Origin of the sequence: Sphingomonas sp. BK036, from assembly GCF_004216825.1 — a bacterium.
Lineage (GTDB): Bacteria > Pseudomonadota > Alphaproteobacteria > Sphingomonadales > Sphingomonadaceae > Sphingomonas.
Genome location: NZ_SGXR01000003.1, coordinates 495,154 through 510,986 on the forward strand (window position 1 = coordinate 495,154; position 15,833 = coordinate 510,986).

The window sequence follows — 15,833 nt, forward strand, 5'->3', positions numbered from 1 at the left end:
GTGGTTGCGGGTCGCCATTGTCAATCGTCGCGGTCCGCGGGCAGCACGCGCGCCCAGCATAAAATCGTGACGGAGCGGGCACCTGCGCGCAACAGCACGCGCGTACAAGCCTCCGCGGTCGCGCCGCTGGTATAGACGTCGTCGACCAGCACGACGGCCTTGCCGCGGACACGGCCCGGTGCCGCAACCGCGAAGGCGCCCGCCACCACCGCCGCGCGCTGTCGCCGTCCCAGCCCGCGCAACGCGACCGTGCGACGCGGCCGGACGAGCACATCGCGGTCGTGCGGGACGCCCGCCGCGCTGGCGAGCGCCTCGGCGATCAACGCGGCCTGGTTGAACCCGCGCGACCAGATCCGCCGGCGATGCAGCGGGACCGGAACGAGCAGTTCTGTATCGGCGGGGAGCAGCCACCGCATCCGCAACGCCATCGTCTCGGCAAACGCGGTCCGCCCGCCATATTTCAGCCGAAGCGCCAGGCTCCGCGCGACCGGGCCATAGGCGACCGCCGCGCGGACACCGGCATGGCGCGGCGGTTCGCGCAGACACGCCCCGCACCGCGCATCGTCGCCGCGATCGAACGCGAACGGCAGGTTGCATCCGGCGCACCAGGGTGGCGCGATGAACCGCAGGCTGCTCCAGCAGGCGGCACAGAAGCGATGATCCTGCGCGACCGGGATACCGCACCCCGCGCAGCGCGGCGGCAACGCGGCGTCGACGACATGGCGTAGCACGGCCGGCAGTTTCAACACCGACCCCCTTTCCCCGCACCCGTGCCCGCACCCGTTCTTGCCGTGCGCGGTACCACTGTTTGCGCCCTACCCCTTGTCGGCGATGCCGGTGCGCGGCACAAGCGCCCCCGTGTCCGATCAAGCGCCCCAAATCTTCGACCGTGCCGCCCGCCGCCGGCGCCGCGATCGCGCCGCCCCCGCTTATGCCGAGCATGACTTTCTCCGCGCGACGATGCTCGACGGCATCGACGAGCGGCTCTCGGCGGTAACCCGGTCGTTTACCGACATCCTCGATCTCGGCTGTTTCGACGCAGCGCTGCCCGCCCCCCCCGGTGCGCGGATCGCGCGGTGCGACCCGGGCCATGCCTTTGCCGCCGCCGCGCACGGCGTACAGGCTGACGAGGACCGGTTGCCGTTCGCCGATGCGAGCTTCGATCTGGTGGTGAGCGCAGGCGTGCTCGACCAGATCGACGACCTGCCCGGCGCGCTTTCGCTGATCCGCCGCGTGTTGCGGCCGGACGGGCTGTTCCTCGGCGCGTTCGTCGGCGCGGGAAGCCTGCCCGCCCTGCGCGCCGCGCTGCGCATCGCCGAAGCGGACCGGCCCGCGGCCCGGCTCCATCCGCAGATCGACGTCCGCTCCGCCGGCGACCTGCTGATGCGCGCAGGTTTCGCGCTCCCCGTGGCGGACGTCGAGACGCTCGACGTCGGCTACCGCGATCTCGGTCGGCTGCTGGGCGATCTCCGCGGGATGGGGGCGAGCAACCTGCTCAACCAGCGCCAGCCGATGTCACGCGACATACTGGGCCGGACGATCGCGGCGTTCGCCGCCGCGGCGGACGATCGCGGCCGCACGCACGAGACGTTCCAGATCGTGTTCCTGACCGGGTGGTCCCCCGACCCGTCGCAGCCCAAGCCCGCGCGACGCGGCAGCGCGACCGCCTCGATGACGGACGCGCTCAAGGCGAGAGACTAGCCGATCATCCCATCGCCCTCGGCATCGCGCGCGAGGATACGGCCCATCGCATCGAACAGCGAATCCATCGCCACCGGCTTAAAGATCACGTCGTCCGCACCCGCGAGGATGCAGCGCTCGCGCAGGTCGGGGGCGATATCCGCGGTTACGACGATGATCGGCACACGCGCCTTGCGATCGTCGCGCGCGCGAATGTGCTGAATCGCGGTCACGCCGTCCATACCGGGCATCCGCAGGTCGACCAGGATCATCGCGAAATCCTGTTCGTCGATGATTTCCAGCCCGCGTTCGGCGCTTTCGGCTTCGACCATCGTCACGCCGGCGACGTCGAGCATGTCCTTCACGACCCGCCGGTTCATCCGGTCGTCCTCGATGAAAAGAACGTTCACCAGCGTCTCGTCGACAGCGGGACATGCGAGGGAAATGCGGCCGACATAATCGTGCATCTACGCTTTATGCAGCGTCCGACACAAGGACGGGATGAACGCCCTTTTGCGGTGTCGACTCGCCATAGATCGCCTGCACCAGCGCGGCGCCGCTGACCGGTCTTGCAATGACCCTGGTGATGCCCGTCGCCAGCAACTCATCCTGCTCCTGCCCGGCCGATACGGGCCACAACACACTCGTCTCCGCCCGCGTCAGACCCGCCGCGTCCGCGATGCGGCGAAGGTCGGCGAGCGGATCCTCGCCAAGCCGCACCGTCGCATCGTCGATCAGCACGTGCGCGATGGCGCCCTCCCCCAGCCGCGTGACGGCTGCGTCGGCGGATCCGGCAAACGCGATCTCGCCGGCATGCGGGGCGAGCAGCGTCTTGAACATGCTGCGCGTGATCGGATTGCGATCGACGACCAGCGTCACCGCGACGTCGTCGGCTGCGGGGATCGCGACCGGCAAGATGTCGACCGCGCGGACGAAGGGCAGCACCAGCGTGAACGTCGTCCCCTGCCCCTCGACGCTGGCGACCAGCACATCGCCGCCCATCGCGCGGGCGAGGTTGCGGCAGATCGCCAGCCCAAGCCCGGTCCCGCCGAACTGGCGGGTGGTGCCCGCATCGGCCTGTGCGAAGGATTCGAAGATCTGTTCGAACTTGTCGGCGGGAATGCCGATCCCGGAATCGGTCACCGCGATCCGCAACCGCCCGTCCGTGCCGACATCGACCGCGAGCATCACGCGGCCACGCTTGGTGAATTTAAGCGCGTTGGACAGCAGGTTGAACACGATCTGACGGATCCGCGCGGCATCGCCCAGGATCATCGCCGGACAGCCCTTGAGGTCGATCTCGAACGACAGCCCCTTGCTGCGCGCCTGTTCCTGCCACATCCGCGTCGCGTCCATGACGGTCGCGCACAGGTCGAACGGCACCGCCTCGATCGTCAGGTTGCCCGCCTCCATCTTGGCGACGTCGAGGATATCGTCGACCAGCGCACGCATCGTGATCCCCGCGCCGCGCACGACATCCAGCCGATCGCGGAGCAGCGGCGACAATTTCTCGTCCGCCAGCATCACCTCGGTCATGCCGAGGATGCCGTTGAGCGGCGTGCGGATCTCGTGGCTCGTCGTCGCGAGGAATTCGGTCTTGGCGGCGAGCGCCTTGCCGAGCGCGCCGTTGGTGATCGCCAGATCGGCGTTCACCGCGCGCACCATGTTGCGACTGCGCCGGATCGTGAACAGCCCGATCGCCAGCAACGCGATCACGATCGCGACCGCTGCCGCGATCCCGAAGAACACATAACGCTGCGTCCGCACGCGCGCACGCTCGAACACGATGCCGCGACGCAGCTCGTCGGCGCGCAACTGGCTGATCTTCAGCTCCTGGTTCGCAAAGTCGAACCGCGCCGCCATCAGCGCCGACTTGGTACTGGTTGCAACCTTCGTCGCGGCGTCGTCGATCCGTTTCAGCGCCTGGAGATGGACCAGCGCCGACTTGGGATCATCGGCCGCAAGAAACACGTCATACGCGGTCTGGTGGATGTCCTTCAAGGAAATGCTCGTCCCCTTCGGCCCCAAATCGGCCAAAGCCTGCGTAATCAACGCTACGGCACGCGGGACCTGCCCTCGCCGCAACGCCAATTTTGCCGAGATCGCCATGATTCCGGCGCGGAAACCCGATGTCTCGCGGTTATCGGTCAGGCGCATGCCGTCTCGTATTGCCTGCTCGCTGCCCGACAGATTGCCCATAGCCAATTGGAGCAATGCCATGTTGGCGTAGATCTGTGCCATTAATGGCGCGCTTCTTAGATCCTTCGCGAGGGATAAGGCAGTTTTAAACTCTGCGAGCGCCTGCTTATACTTTCCGAGCTCGCTGAACGCAGTCGCGCGATTGTTATAGATCGACACGGACAGGCTGGGATCGGTACGATATGTTTCGATAGCCTGGTCGTAATATTTGAGTGCAGTCGCCTGATCCATTGCTTCGGTGTAAAGCCATGCAATGAAGATCAACGCCATAGCCTGGCCGCGCTCATCGCCAAGATGGCGATATCGCGCAAAAGCCGACTGATAATCGACCAGTGCCGCACCGACGCGCCCCTGGCCACTTTCCGCTCCCGCTCGCGACAACAATATGTCCGCGTAGAGTTTGGACTGCGGAGCCCTGACAACCACTTTAGCCAGTGCCTTGCCGATAAGCGCGCTGGCCTTCGCCGGGTTTCCGGTTCGCAGATAGGCCTCGCCCTGCAACCACTGGGCCGTAGCGACGGATATATCGCGGGCCTTGGGCTCTTCGATAGTCGCCGCAAGATGCTCGGCTGCAGCAGCCTTGGATTGCGCGGCCTCAGGATCGATCAGCATCGTGGCTTTCGCATCACCGATAGACCGATCAAACCGCGTCGCGCCTGACGCAGCGACACCTTGCGCCGAACATGATTGCGCAATTCCGCAGCCGACGACCAGGCCTATCCAGCGTGCGGAGAGACGGCTCATCCGCGCTTCCACACGGTCGCAAGCCGGTTGAACGGCGCGCGCGCCTCTGCTGCGATCGCGAGGTGCTTTTCCTCGGCGAGGAAGTGGATCAGCGCGTCGAGGTTGATCGGACGACTGATTAGGAACCCCTGGATCATGTCGCACCCCATCACCGACAGCAACGCCATCGCCGCCTGAGTCTCGACGCCCTCGGCAACCACTTCCATCTCGAGCGCATGGGCAAGGTCGATCGTCGAGCGCACGATCAGCGGGTCGCGGTTCGAACTTGTGAGCTGCGTGACGAACAGCTTGTCGATCTTCAGTTCGCGCGCAGGCAACTGCTTGAGATAGGCGAGCGACGACAGCCCCGCGCCATAGTCATCGATCGCGATGACGATACCGATATCGGCGAAGATCTTGAGGTTCGCGATCGCGCTTTCGGGATCGCGGATGACCGACGTCTCGGTGATCTCGAATCCGAGCCGCGCGCCGCTGGTCTCGACCAGCGCGCAGACCGTCCGGACGAACCGGGCGTCGGCCAGGAGTACGCCTGCGATGTTGATGAAGATCCGCAGTTCATGGCCGTGCGCGGCCAGCGTCCTCTGGTCGCGGATCGACCGGCGGATCGTCCACAGCGTGAGCGCGACGATATCGCGCGATTCCTCTGCGATCGGGATGAAATCGCTCGGCAGCACCAGCCCCCTGGTCGCATGGTTCCAGCGGACCAGCGCCTCAACGCTGGTGATCTCCTGCCGCCTGAGATGGACCTTGGGCTGATATTGGAGGAACAGTTCCTCGGCATCGATCGCGATCGTCAGGTCGCTCGCCAGTTGCGCCCGGTCGATCGACGCCGCGCCCGCGTTCACGTCGCGGGCGACCGCGACCCGCTCGCTGCGCGCGTCCGCCAAGGCGCGTTCGGCCTCCTCGACCAGATGCACCTCGTCGCGATCGCCGATCGTGGCACCGGCGGCGGCGCCGAACTGGACATGCACCCTGTGCTGTTCGCCATCGATGTCAAACGGCAGGTCGAGCGCGCCCTCGAGCGCGGTGATCGCCACGTCGAGCGCAAGCCGTGCCTCACTCTCAAAGGCGATCTCGACCATGTCGCGACCGGCGATAACGATTCGTGCGTCGGACAACACCGAACTGATTCGCGCCGCGACGTCGATCACCAGCATATCGGCACGCGGGCGCCCGAGATGCCGGCGGAGCACGCCGAAATTCTCGATCTCGGCCAGGATCAGGAACTGCCAGGCGATGGCACGGTGCGGACGCGCCGGAATTACCGCCTGACTTACAGGGCCTAGCGCGCCGACCGGGTCGTCGGCCTGGACGCTGCTGGCAACGCGTGACTGCAGAAACTCCCTCATGCCTCCGCGATATCGGACACGCCTAAACATACTCTTAAGCACAACACACACCGTTGGCCGCAAAACGTGGTTAACAAAATACAAATCGCATTGTTTAACGTTTTGTTATCCATTAAGCCGAAATCGCACCCGGTTGGGTGTCAATAAGGGAGCATAAAACATGCTGAATCTCATCATCTCGCTGATCTATACCGGCATTCGCCCCTGGTGAATGCCGACGTCGGCTCGATCAACGCTGTTCGCCCCTATATGGCGAACACGGTGATCGGGCCGACACTTTACCCATGATGACTAGCGTGGAACGGCACGAGGCGCGTTGCTTGGTTAAGCCGGCAACGAGTCCGATCGGTCAGCAACACTGCTGTAACATGACACTATAAAGTCGCCGGTCGAGCGCCATCGATGCCGCGCTCCCGACGCAAACTCACCCTCCCCGCAGCCGACCGCCACTCCGCGGACGCGCGCGATCGTCTCGGCGAAACGGGTCGCCGGGTGCTGCACATGATACTGAAAAGGAATGCGGGCCGGTCACCGCCCGCCATTGGGGGAACGGCGCGAACGAGCGCCATTCCCCGAACGCTCGGCCTTAGCGCATCAACTCCACGGCCATCGCGGTCGCCTCGCCACCGCCGATGCACAGCGATGCCAGTCCGCGCTTCTGGCCGGTGGTTTCCAATGCGGACAGCAACGTCGCCAGGATCCGCGCGCCGCTCGCACCGATCGGATGCCCCAGTGCGCAGGCGCCGCCATGGATGTTCACCTTGTCATGCGGCAGGCCGAGGTCGCGCATCGCGATCATCGCGACGACCGCAAACGCCTCGTTGACCTCGAACAGATCGACGTCCGCCGCGGACCAGCCCGCCTTCTCCATCGCCTTGCGCATCGCGAACACCGGCGCGGTCGTGAACAGTGCCGGCGCATGCGCATGCGCCGCGTGCGCTACGACCCGCGCGATCGGCGTGATCCCGAGCCGCTCGGCGACGCTCGCGCGAGTCATCACCAGCGCAGCGGCACCGTCGGAGATCGACGAGGCGTTGGCGGCGGTGATCGTGCCCTCCTTCGAGAAGGCAGGCTTCAGCGTCGGGATCTTGGCGACGTCGCCCTTGGCCGGCTGTTCGTCGAGTGCGACCGTCGTCGTGCCCTTGCGTCCCGTGATCTCGACCGGGACGATCTCGCGATCGAACGCGCCCGATTTCTGCGCGCGCTGCGCACGGTGCAGCGATTCGATCGCGTAGTCGTCCATCTGCGCGCGCGTGAACTGGTAGTCGTGCGCGGTATCCTCGGCGAAATTGCCCATTAGCTTGCCGGGTTCGTACGCATCCTCGAGCCCGTCGAGATACATATGGTCGAACATCCGGTCATGCCCGATCCGCGCGCCGCCGCGGTGGCTCTTCGACAGATACGGTGCATTGGTCATGCTCTCCATGCCGCCCGCGACGAGCAGGTCGACCGACCCGGCCGCCAGCGCGTCGGCCGCGAGGATCGCCGCCTGCATCCCCGATCCGCACATCTTGTTGACCGTCGTCGCCTCGACATGGTCGCCAAGCCCGGCGTTGATCGCCGCCTGTCGCGCGGGCGCCTGGCCGAGCCCGGCGGGCAGCACGCAGCCCATGTAGATCCGCTCGATATCCGCCGCCGACACGCCCGACCGACCGACCGCACCGCGGACCGCATCGGCGCCAAGCTGAGTCGCGGTCGCGCCCGCGAGCGCCCCCTGGAACGAACCCATCGGCGTACGCGCGTAGGACAGGATGACGACGGGATCTCGATCGACGGCCACTTATGCTCTCCATATAGTCTTATGCCCCCGGTATCTGGGGTTGATCCGCGGCAATACAAAGCAGCGCGGGATGCGCCTAGACCCGTCGACATGGAAACACTCATCACGACGCTCAAATGGTGTGCCGCGGCATCAGGGGTGATCGCCGCGTTCATGGTGTCGCTCGATTTCGGGCGGCGCGTGACCGGCTGGGGGTTCGTGCTGTTCGTCGGCTCGTCGATCGCCTGGCTCAGCGGTGCGGCCTTGACCGGGGACTGGGCGCTGGGCACGCAGAATATCGTGTTGTTCGGGATCAACCTCCTCGGCGTGTATCGCTATCTGGTGCGCAAGACGGGTGTCTGAGGCGGCGGTCTGGGCGGTGCTGCTGGGCGTGCTCGGCGCGATCCTTGGCAGTTTCGTCGCGGCGCTGGTGACGCGCTGGCCGGACGGGCGATCGGTGATGACCGGACGCTCGGCCTGCGATCACTGTGGGCGGACGCTCCGCGCTGTCGACCTGGTGCCGCTATTGAGTGCGCTCATCCTTCGCGGACGGTGCTGCGGCTGTCACGCCGCCATCAGCCCGGTCCACTGGCGGATTGAGCTGGCGGGCGTGGCGATCGGCGTTGCTGCCGGGATCGTCGCGCCCGGACCGGTCGGGGTGGCAGGCGCGGTGTTCGGCTGGCTGTTGCTGGCGCTGGCGAGCCTCGATCTCATCGCGTTCTGGCTGCCCGACCGGCTGACGCTGCTGCTCGCCGGCACCGGCATGATCAGCGGGGCAGTCGGGATCGACCCGCCGATTATCGCGCGGGTGATCGGCGGCATCGCCGGGTTCGGCACGCTGTGGCTGGTCGCGTTCGGCTATCGGCATCTGCGCAGGCGCGACGGGATGGGCGGCGGCGATCCCAAGCTGTTCGGCGCGATCGGGCTGTGGCTCGGATGGCAAATGTTGCCCGCCGTTCTGCTGATCGCCAGCATGATCGGGCTCGGCGTCGTCCTAGCCGCGCACCTCAAGGGACGCAGCATGGCGGCGGACACCGCGCTTCCGTTCGGCGCGTTGCTGGCATTGGCGGCTTATCCCGCATGGCTCTTCATGATAGGCCTGACGCCATGATATCGCTCGCTCTTCTCCTCGCACTGCAAGCCGCGGCCAATCCGGGACCCGGCCCGCTGGGCGCGATCGGCAAGCAGAAACTGCCTGCCAAGGGGTGCGCCGCCTATCTCTGGAGCATGGACGCCGGGCGCCAGCTTGTCGCGATGGCCACCGCCGACCCCGCTCAGATCCGGCTGGCGATCGACGGCAAGACCACCGACTATGCGATGGCGACGCAATCGCCTGCGATCGGCTTCGGCTTTGGCGGCGTCACCCAGTATCGCGGCGGTGACGTCACCGCGACGGTCGACATGGCCGTCGCGGTGCGCGCGGACATATCGGCAGGCGCGACGGTCACGTCTGCAACGCTACGGATCGACCGCCCGGGGCGCGATACCGTCGTCATGCCGGTCGGTGGGCTCATCGGCTGCGTTTGAGTCAATTTTCGTGAAACCAAACCGCCCTCCGTGCGTTACGTGGGCGAAGATGGGGGTGAATCGTACACGATCGCTGCCGGTAAAAGGGAATCGTGTGACAGCTTCGAACAGCCGGCATCATTGGCTCGCTCTGGCGTTGGTAGCGTCTAATACGGGGTTTGCGGGCATTTGTTCCGCCCAGCTGGCAAAGCCCGGCACCGCCCCTGCCAAGGGTCCCGATGCCCCCAAGCCCGGCGATCAAACCCAATCGGCCGATCCGCGCTCCGACGCGCCGATCGTCCCCGATGCCGAGTTCGACAGCGCCTTGCCGCCGCTGAGCAGCGACCTGAACGCACCGCTCGAACCCATGTCCGCAGCGCCCGCGGTCGCCGCCACCCCCGCGACCGCGACGACGTCCGCAACGACGGTGTCGGGTGACGTCCTGCCGCCGACCGGCCCCGCCGATCCGCAACTCGCGCAACCGCTGATCCCGCTGTCGAGCTTCGACACGACCCCGCTCCAGACCGCGGCGGACATCAAGGACAAGGACGCGCCCGAAATCCGGTACGAGACCGCGACCAAGGGGCTCGACAAGGCTGGCTCGGGGCTTGAGGCCGAATACAAGGCGCTGTCCGCGCTCGCCGAGGGCAAGGGCAAGGCCGCGAACGCCACGCAGGTCGCGGCGCGCGGGCGTGAGGACGAGGCACTGGCGGTGCGCCTGCTCAAGTCGCTCGGCTATTACGACGCCACCGCGATCTCGACGATTGAGACGATCCCCGACGCCGACAAGACCAAGCCCACGCGTCTCAAGGCGACCGTCAGCGCGCAGCCGGGGCGGCTCTATTCGCTGTCGTCGATCACCGTGCAGGCGAATGCGACGACGCCCCCCGATCTGGTCCGCCAGCAATTGCCGCTGAAGGTCGGTGACCCGATCGAGGCCGCGCGGATCCAGGGCGCCGAGGCGAATGTCAGCCTGACGCTGCCGCAACAGGGCTATCCGTTCGTCAAGGTCGGCGAACGCGACATCCTGCTCGACGATCAGACACCGACGGGGGCGTACACGTTGCCGGTCGATACGGGACCCCGCGCGTCGTTCGGCCAGCTTCGCACCGAAGGCGATCCGGTGTTCGACCTGGAGCATCTGGGCCTCTTCCCGCGGTTCAAGGCGGGCGAACTCTACGACAACCGGATGACCGACGACCTGCGCGACGCGCTGGTCGCGACGTCGCAATTCTCGACCGTGTCGGTTGAGCCCGTCCGCACCGGCACGGTCAACCCCGACGGCACCGAGCAGGTCGACCTGCTGGTCCGCCAGAGCGCGGGCAAGCCCCGCTCGCTCGGCGGCAATGTCGGCTATTCGACCGGCCAGGGCTTCCGCGCCGAGGGCACGTGGCAGCACCGCAACCTGTTCCCCTATGAGGGTGCGCTGATCGGATCGGTGATCGCGGGTACGCAGGAACAGGGCCTGTCGGGCACGTTCCGCCGCGCCAACGCAGGCCGCCGCGACCGCACGTTCAGCCTGACCGCGGGCGCGAACCATTCGAATTACGACGCCTATGACGCGTTCACGACCAGCGTCGGTGTCCGCTGGAGCTACGACTCCACGCCGATCTGGCAGAAGCCGCTGACCTATTATTACGGCGGCGAACTCGTCGGCACGAACGAGAGCGTCTACGACTTCGCACAGGGCAAGGACGTCCGCCGCACCTACGGCATCGTCGCGCTGCCGGGCCAGGTAAAGTTCGATCGCTCGGACAGCCTGCTCAATCCAACGAAGGGCTATCGCCTGACGCTGAACCTCAGCCCCGAAACATCGGTGCAGGGATCGGTGAAGCCGTATATCCGGACGATGATCGAGGGGACGTTCTACTATCCCGTCTCCAGCAGCATCGTCATCGCCGGCCGCGCCAAGGCCGGCTCGATCCAGGGCGTCGACCGCGACGACCTTGCCCCCTCGCGGCGCTATTATGGCGGCGGCGGCGGATCGGTGCGCGGCTATGGCTATCAGCGGCTCGGGCCGTTCGATCCCAACGGCAACCCGGTCGGCGGCCGGTCGCTCAACGAATTCGCACTCGAAGCGCGCTACCGGTTCGGCGATTTCGGCATCGTGCCGTTCATCGACGCGGGCAACAGCTATGAGAGCAGCACGCCGAACCTGTCGTCCCTGCGCTACGGCGCGGGCATCGGCGGGCGCTTCTACACCAGCTTCGGCCCGATGCGCTTCGATGTCGCGACGCCGCTGAACCCACGCAAGGGCGACGGCAAGATCGCGCTCTACATCTCGATCGGGCAGGCATTCTGATGGCCGAAAACGGCACCCCTGCGGTCGAGCAGACCGATATCGTCGCGCGCCGTCCCTTGTGGCAGCGTATCCTCAAATGGATCGCGATCGCCGTTCTCGGCCTGGTCGCGCTCGTCCTGATCGTCCTCTTCGGCATCAACACCGATCCCGGCCGGCGGCTCGTCGCGGACCAGATCGGCGGCTACACCACCGCCTCGGGGCTGAACATCAAGGTCGGCCGGATCGACGGCTCGATCTACGGCGCGATGACCCTCAGCGACGTCCGCGTGTCGGATCCCAAGGGCGTGTTCCTGACCAGCCCGAAGCTCGCGGTCGACTGGCGCCCGTTCGCGTTCGCCAAGAACCATGTCGACGTGCGCTCGCTGACGACTCCGCTCGTCACGCTGCAGCGCCGCCCGGTACTTAACGCGACGCCGACCGATCCGAACGCGCCGCTGCTCCCCGATCTCGACATCGACGTGAACCGTCTGGTGATCGACCGCTTCGTGATCGCCAAGCCCGTGACCGGCCAGACGCACATCGTGAAGATCGATGGCGCCGTGCACATCGCCGATCGCCGCGCGCAGCTCACCACCAACGCCGCCGCGCTCACCGGCCCCGGCATCGCTGGCGGCGATCGCCTCGTGCTCAAGCTCGACGCGGTGCCCGACCAGAACAAGTTCGACGTCAACGTGAAGCTGACCGCGCCGGTCGGCGGCGTCGTTTCGACGATGGGATCGTTCAAGGCACCACTGACCGCGACCGTCGATGGTCGCGGCAGCTGGGCTGCGTGGCAGGGCCGCGCGGTCGCGACGCTCGGCGGTGGCCAGCTCGCGAACCTCGCCTTGACCGCGAAGAACGGCCATATCGAAGTGCGCGGCTCCACGCGTCCCGGCCTGTATCTCGAAGGTCCGGTCGAGCGTCTCACCTCACCGCAGCTCGACGTCGCGATCGACACGACGCTCAACGATCGCAAGGCCGATACGCGGATGACGCTGAAGTCGGACGCGCTCGCGGTCGACGCGGGCGGCCTCATCGATCTCGCCAACAGCCGGTTCGGCAATTTCGCGGTGAACGCAAAGCTGCTGACCCCCGGCGCGATCCTCCCCAACCTGCGCGGCCGTGACGTCACGGCGCGCGTCGTCCTCGACGGTGCGTTCGCGACGCCGACGGTCGACTACAAGGTTCGCGCCGCGACGATCGCGTTCGGCGACATGGGCGTCGAGAACCTCTATGCCGAGGGTCTGGCCCGCATCAATGCGGACCGTATCCTGGTCCCCGTCAAGGCGCGCGCACGCCGCGTGACCGGGCTAAACGCCGCGGTTGGCGGTCTCGCCACCAACGTCGCGATCGACGGCGACTTCGCGATCTCGGGCGTCAACGTGCTGTCCGACAACCTCAAGATCCGCTCGGACAAGATCGACGCGACCGCGGTCGTCATCGCGAACATGGCGACCGGCCGCTACACCGGCGCGCTCAAGGGGCGGGTCAACAATTACCGCGTCGACGGGATCGGCATCGTCAACCTGACGACCGACGCCAAGCTGGTACCGGGCCCCAATGGCGGCTTCGGGATCACCGGCCGGGTCGTCGCGCAGACCTCGCAGATCTTCAACGAAGGCGCGCGCAGCTTCCTCGGCGGCAACGCGATCGTCCGCTCGGATATCGGCTACAGCCCCGAGGGCATCGTCACCTTCCGCAACTTGCGGATGAACGCGCCGCAGTTCCGAGTCACCCGCGGCGAAGGCCGGTTCGATCCGGCGACCGGCGCGGTGCTGGTCAATGCCGATGCCTATTCCACGGTCTACGGCCCGCTGTCCGCACGCGTGACGGGCAGCGCGACCGCCCCCGTCGTCGTGCTGCGCGCACCGCGTCCGGGCGTCGGCGTCGGGCTCGTCAACCTCAACGCGCGCATCGTCGGCCGCGGCGGCGCCTATGCCGTCACCGCGAGTGGCGGCACCAATTACGGCCCGTTCACCGCCGACGTGCTCGTCACGCCGGGGACGCAGCTCGCGGTCGACGTGCGCCGCGTGGTGTTCGCCGGGATCGTCGGCAGCGGGCGGATCGTCCAGACCGCCGCAGGTCCGTTCGCCGGCGCGCTCCAGTTCGCGGGCCAGGGCCTGTCGGGCAATGTCCGTCTCGCCAATCAGGGCGGGTATCAGCGTGCCGACGTCGCCGCGCGCGCCAATGGCGCCCGGATCCCCGGGATGGTCGATTTCACGATCGGCCGCGCGATCATCAACGCGACCGCGGTCCTGACGCCGACGCCGCAGATCGTCGCCGACGCGCAGGTGGCGGACATGCGCTATGGCGCGATCGTCCTGTCCGCAGGCCGCGCCAAGGTGAACTATGTCGGCGGCAACGGCACCGCGCAGGCGTTGCTGACCGGCTCGAACGGCGTCCCCTTCCGTCTCGCGGTCAACGCCAAGCTCAGCCCGAACAATTACCTCGTCGCGGCGCAGGGCCAGGCCAACGGCATCGACTTCCGCACCGTCAACCCGGCGCGCATCCAGGCGGTGAAGGGCGAATACCGCCTGTCGCCGACCCGGATCGACTTTGGTGGCGCAGGCGGCGGCTCGGCACGTTTCGCGGGCGTTTACGGCCGCGGCACGACCGCGCAGGTCCGGCTCGATCGCCTCGATCTGTCGACCCTGTCCGCGCTCGTCCCCAATCTCGGGATCGGCGGCAAGGCCACCGGCAGCCTAGACTTCACGCAGGCCAATTCGGCCGCGTTGCCGACCGCCGACGCGCGCATGACTGTCACCAACTTCACCCGATCCGGTCTCGCCGCGGTCTCCGATCCCGTCGACATCGTGTTCGCAGGCACGCTCGGCGGCGAAGGCGGCACCGGTCGTGCGCTGGTCCGTCGCGGCACGTCGGTGATCGGCCGGATGGTCGCGAACCTGCGCCCACTCCCCGCGGGTACCGGCTCGTGGAGCGAGCGCCTGATGGCCGCGCCGCTGTCGGGCGGGATCCGCTATAACGGCCCGTCCGCGGTGCTGTTCAGCTTCGCCGCGATTCCGAACCAGCAATTGTCGGGGCCGATCGCGGTCGCCGCCGACTTCTCCGGGCGCCTCCAGGCACCGCAGCTCAACGGCGTCGTCCGTGCCGACAACCTGACCTATGACAACGAGACCTATGGGACCCGCCTGTCACAGATGCGGATCGCCGGCCGGTTCTCGAACACCGACCTGCAACTGACGCAGCTCAGCGCGAAGGCCGGCGACGGTACCGTGCAGGCGCAGGGCTCGATCGGGTTCGCGGCGGACAGCGGCTTCCCGATCGATCTGCGCGCGACGCTGAACAACGCGCAGCTCGCCAAGAGCGATGCGATCAGCGCCACCACGACGGGCACGATCCACCTGACCAACGGGCGTGACGGCGGGCTCATCCAGGGCGATCTCCAGATCCCCGAGGCGCGCTACCAGATCATCCGCCAGGGCCAGGCCGAAGTCCCCGAACTGACCGGCGTCCGCCGCAAGAGCGACATCCGCACGCCGGTCTCGACCGACCGGTCGCAGGTGCCCGCAGTCGGCAAGTTCAAGCTCGACCTGCGCGTCCGTGCGCCGAACCAGCTGTTCGTGTCGGGCATGGGCCTCGAATCCGAATGGGAGATGGACATGCGGATCGGCGGTACGTCCGCCGCGCCGATCGTCACCGGCGGAATGGATATCGTGCGCGGCACCTATTCCTTCTCGGGCAAGCGGTTCGAAGTCACCAAGGGGCAGATCCGCTTCCGCGGCGGTGCGCTGACCGATCCGGACATCAACATCCAGGCGAGCACGACGACCAGCGACATCACCGTGACGATCAACGTCACGGGGACCGGCCAGCGTCCGCAGATCGCGTTCACCTCGACGCCGACTCTGCCGCAGGACGAGGTGCTCAGCCGCCTGTTGTTCGGGTCCAGCCCGGCCAACCTGTCCGCGACCGAGGCGATCCAGCTCGCGTCTGCGCTGAACTCGCTGCGCGGGTCTGGCGGCGGTGGCCTCAACCCGCTCGGCAAGCTGCGCTCGGCGACCGGGTTCGACCGGCTGCGCGTCCTCGGCGCGGACGAGGCGAGTGGGCGCGGCACCAGCCTCGCCGCGGGCAAGTACATCACGAAGAACATCTATGTGGAGATCGTGACCGACGCGAAGGGCTATACCTCGACGCAGCTCGAGATCGCGCTGACCAGGGCGCTCAGCCTGTTGTCGGCGGCGGGATCGAGCGGCGGGCAAAGCGCCAGCGTCAAATATACGAAGGACTATTGAGTAAAGATCACAACAGGATAAGTTCGGTTATGACACCTATGGCGTAACGCCGGGGCGAGGGG

11 protein-coding genes are annotated in these 15,833 nt (G+C 67.0%); 6 read left to right on the forward strand and 5 right to left on the reverse strand.

The window, feature by feature from the left end; translation table 11 throughout:
- Nucleotides 1–20 precede the first annotated feature (20 nt).
- On the reverse strand, nucleotides 21–749 hold the full coding sequence (locus EV283_RS02390; protein WP_130322370.1) for a ComF family protein: 729 nt from the start codon (nucleotides 747–749) through the stop codon (nucleotides 21–23).
- A gap of 82 nt (nucleotides 750–831) precedes the next feature.
- Here EV283_RS02390 and EV283_RS02395 point away from each other — a divergent pair, with 82 nt between their 5' ends.
- Nucleotides 832–1,701, forward strand: coding sequence for a class I SAM-dependent methyltransferase (locus tag EV283_RS02395; RefSeq protein WP_130322372.1), 870 nt, complete (start codon nucleotides 832–834; stop codon nucleotides 1,699–1,701).
- Here EV283_RS02395 and EV283_RS02400 read toward each other — a convergent pair.
- The 4 genes from EV283_RS02400 to EV283_RS02415 form a co-directional block, all read right to left on the reverse strand.
- A complete protein-coding gene (locus EV283_RS02400; RefSeq protein ID WP_130322373.1) occupies nucleotides 1,698–2,090 on the reverse strand; it encodes a response regulator in 393 nt (130 codons plus the stop codon). The genes EV283_RS02395 and EV283_RS02400 overlap by 4 nt on opposite strands.
- Before the next feature lie 64 nt (nucleotides 2,091–2,154).
- Nucleotides 2,155–4,491 carry an ATP-binding protein gene (locus EV283_RS02405; RefSeq protein ID WP_165391678.1) on the reverse strand — a complete coding sequence of 779 codons (2,337 nt, stop codon included), beginning with the start codon at nucleotides 4,489–4,491 and terminating at the stop codon, nucleotides 2,155–2,157.
- A gap of 128 nt (nucleotides 4,492–4,619) precedes the next feature.
- On the reverse strand, nucleotides 4,620–5,972 hold the full coding sequence (locus EV283_RS02410) for a GGDEF domain-containing phosphodiesterase (protein ID WP_207223023.1): 1,353 nt from the start codon (nucleotides 5,970–5,972) through the stop codon (nucleotides 4,620–4,622).
- 586 nt (nucleotides 5,973–6,558) lie between these two features.
- Nucleotides 6,559–7,752 carry an acetyl-CoA C-acyltransferase gene (locus EV283_RS02415; protein ID WP_278044183.1) on the reverse strand — a complete coding sequence of 398 codons (1,194 nt, stop codon included), beginning with the start codon at nucleotides 7,750–7,752 and terminating at the stop codon, nucleotides 6,559–6,561.
- A gap of 90 nt (nucleotides 7,753–7,842) precedes the next feature.
- Here EV283_RS02415 and EV283_RS02420 point away from each other — a divergent pair, with 90 nt between their 5' ends.
- From EV283_RS02420 to EV283_RS02440, 5 genes are all read left to right on the forward strand, one after another.
- Complete coding sequence (locus tag EV283_RS02420) at nucleotides 7,843–8,094, forward strand: hypothetical protein (RefSeq protein ID WP_055879041.1); 252 nt, start codon at nucleotides 7,843–7,845, stop codon at nucleotides 8,092–8,094.
- Entirely contained in the window at nucleotides 8,087–8,842 is a 756-nt protein-coding gene (locus EV283_RS02425) for an A24 family peptidase (protein ID WP_130322377.1), read from the forward strand. Before EV283_RS02420 ends, EV283_RS02425 begins: the two co-directional genes overlap by 8 nt.
- A complete protein-coding gene (locus EV283_RS02430) occupies nucleotides 8,839–9,258 on the forward strand; it encodes a hypothetical protein (RefSeq protein ID WP_130322379.1) in 420 nt (139 codons plus the stop codon). The genes EV283_RS02425 and EV283_RS02430 overlap by 4 nt, the downstream gene beginning before the upstream one ends.
- Nucleotides 9,259–9,352: 94 nt before the next feature.
- Nucleotides 9,353–11,539 carry a BamA/TamA family outer membrane protein gene (locus EV283_RS02435; RefSeq protein WP_242615750.1) on the forward strand — a complete coding sequence of 729 codons (2,187 nt, stop codon included), beginning with the start codon at nucleotides 9,353–9,355 and terminating at the stop codon, nucleotides 11,537–11,539.
- On the forward strand, nucleotides 11,539–15,771 hold the full coding sequence (locus EV283_RS02440) for a translocation/assembly module TamB domain-containing protein (protein WP_130322383.1): 4,233 nt from the start codon (nucleotides 11,539–11,541) through the stop codon (nucleotides 15,769–15,771). Before EV283_RS02435 ends, EV283_RS02440 begins: the two co-directional genes overlap by 1 nt.
- Nucleotides 15,772–15,833 lie beyond the last annotated feature (62 nt).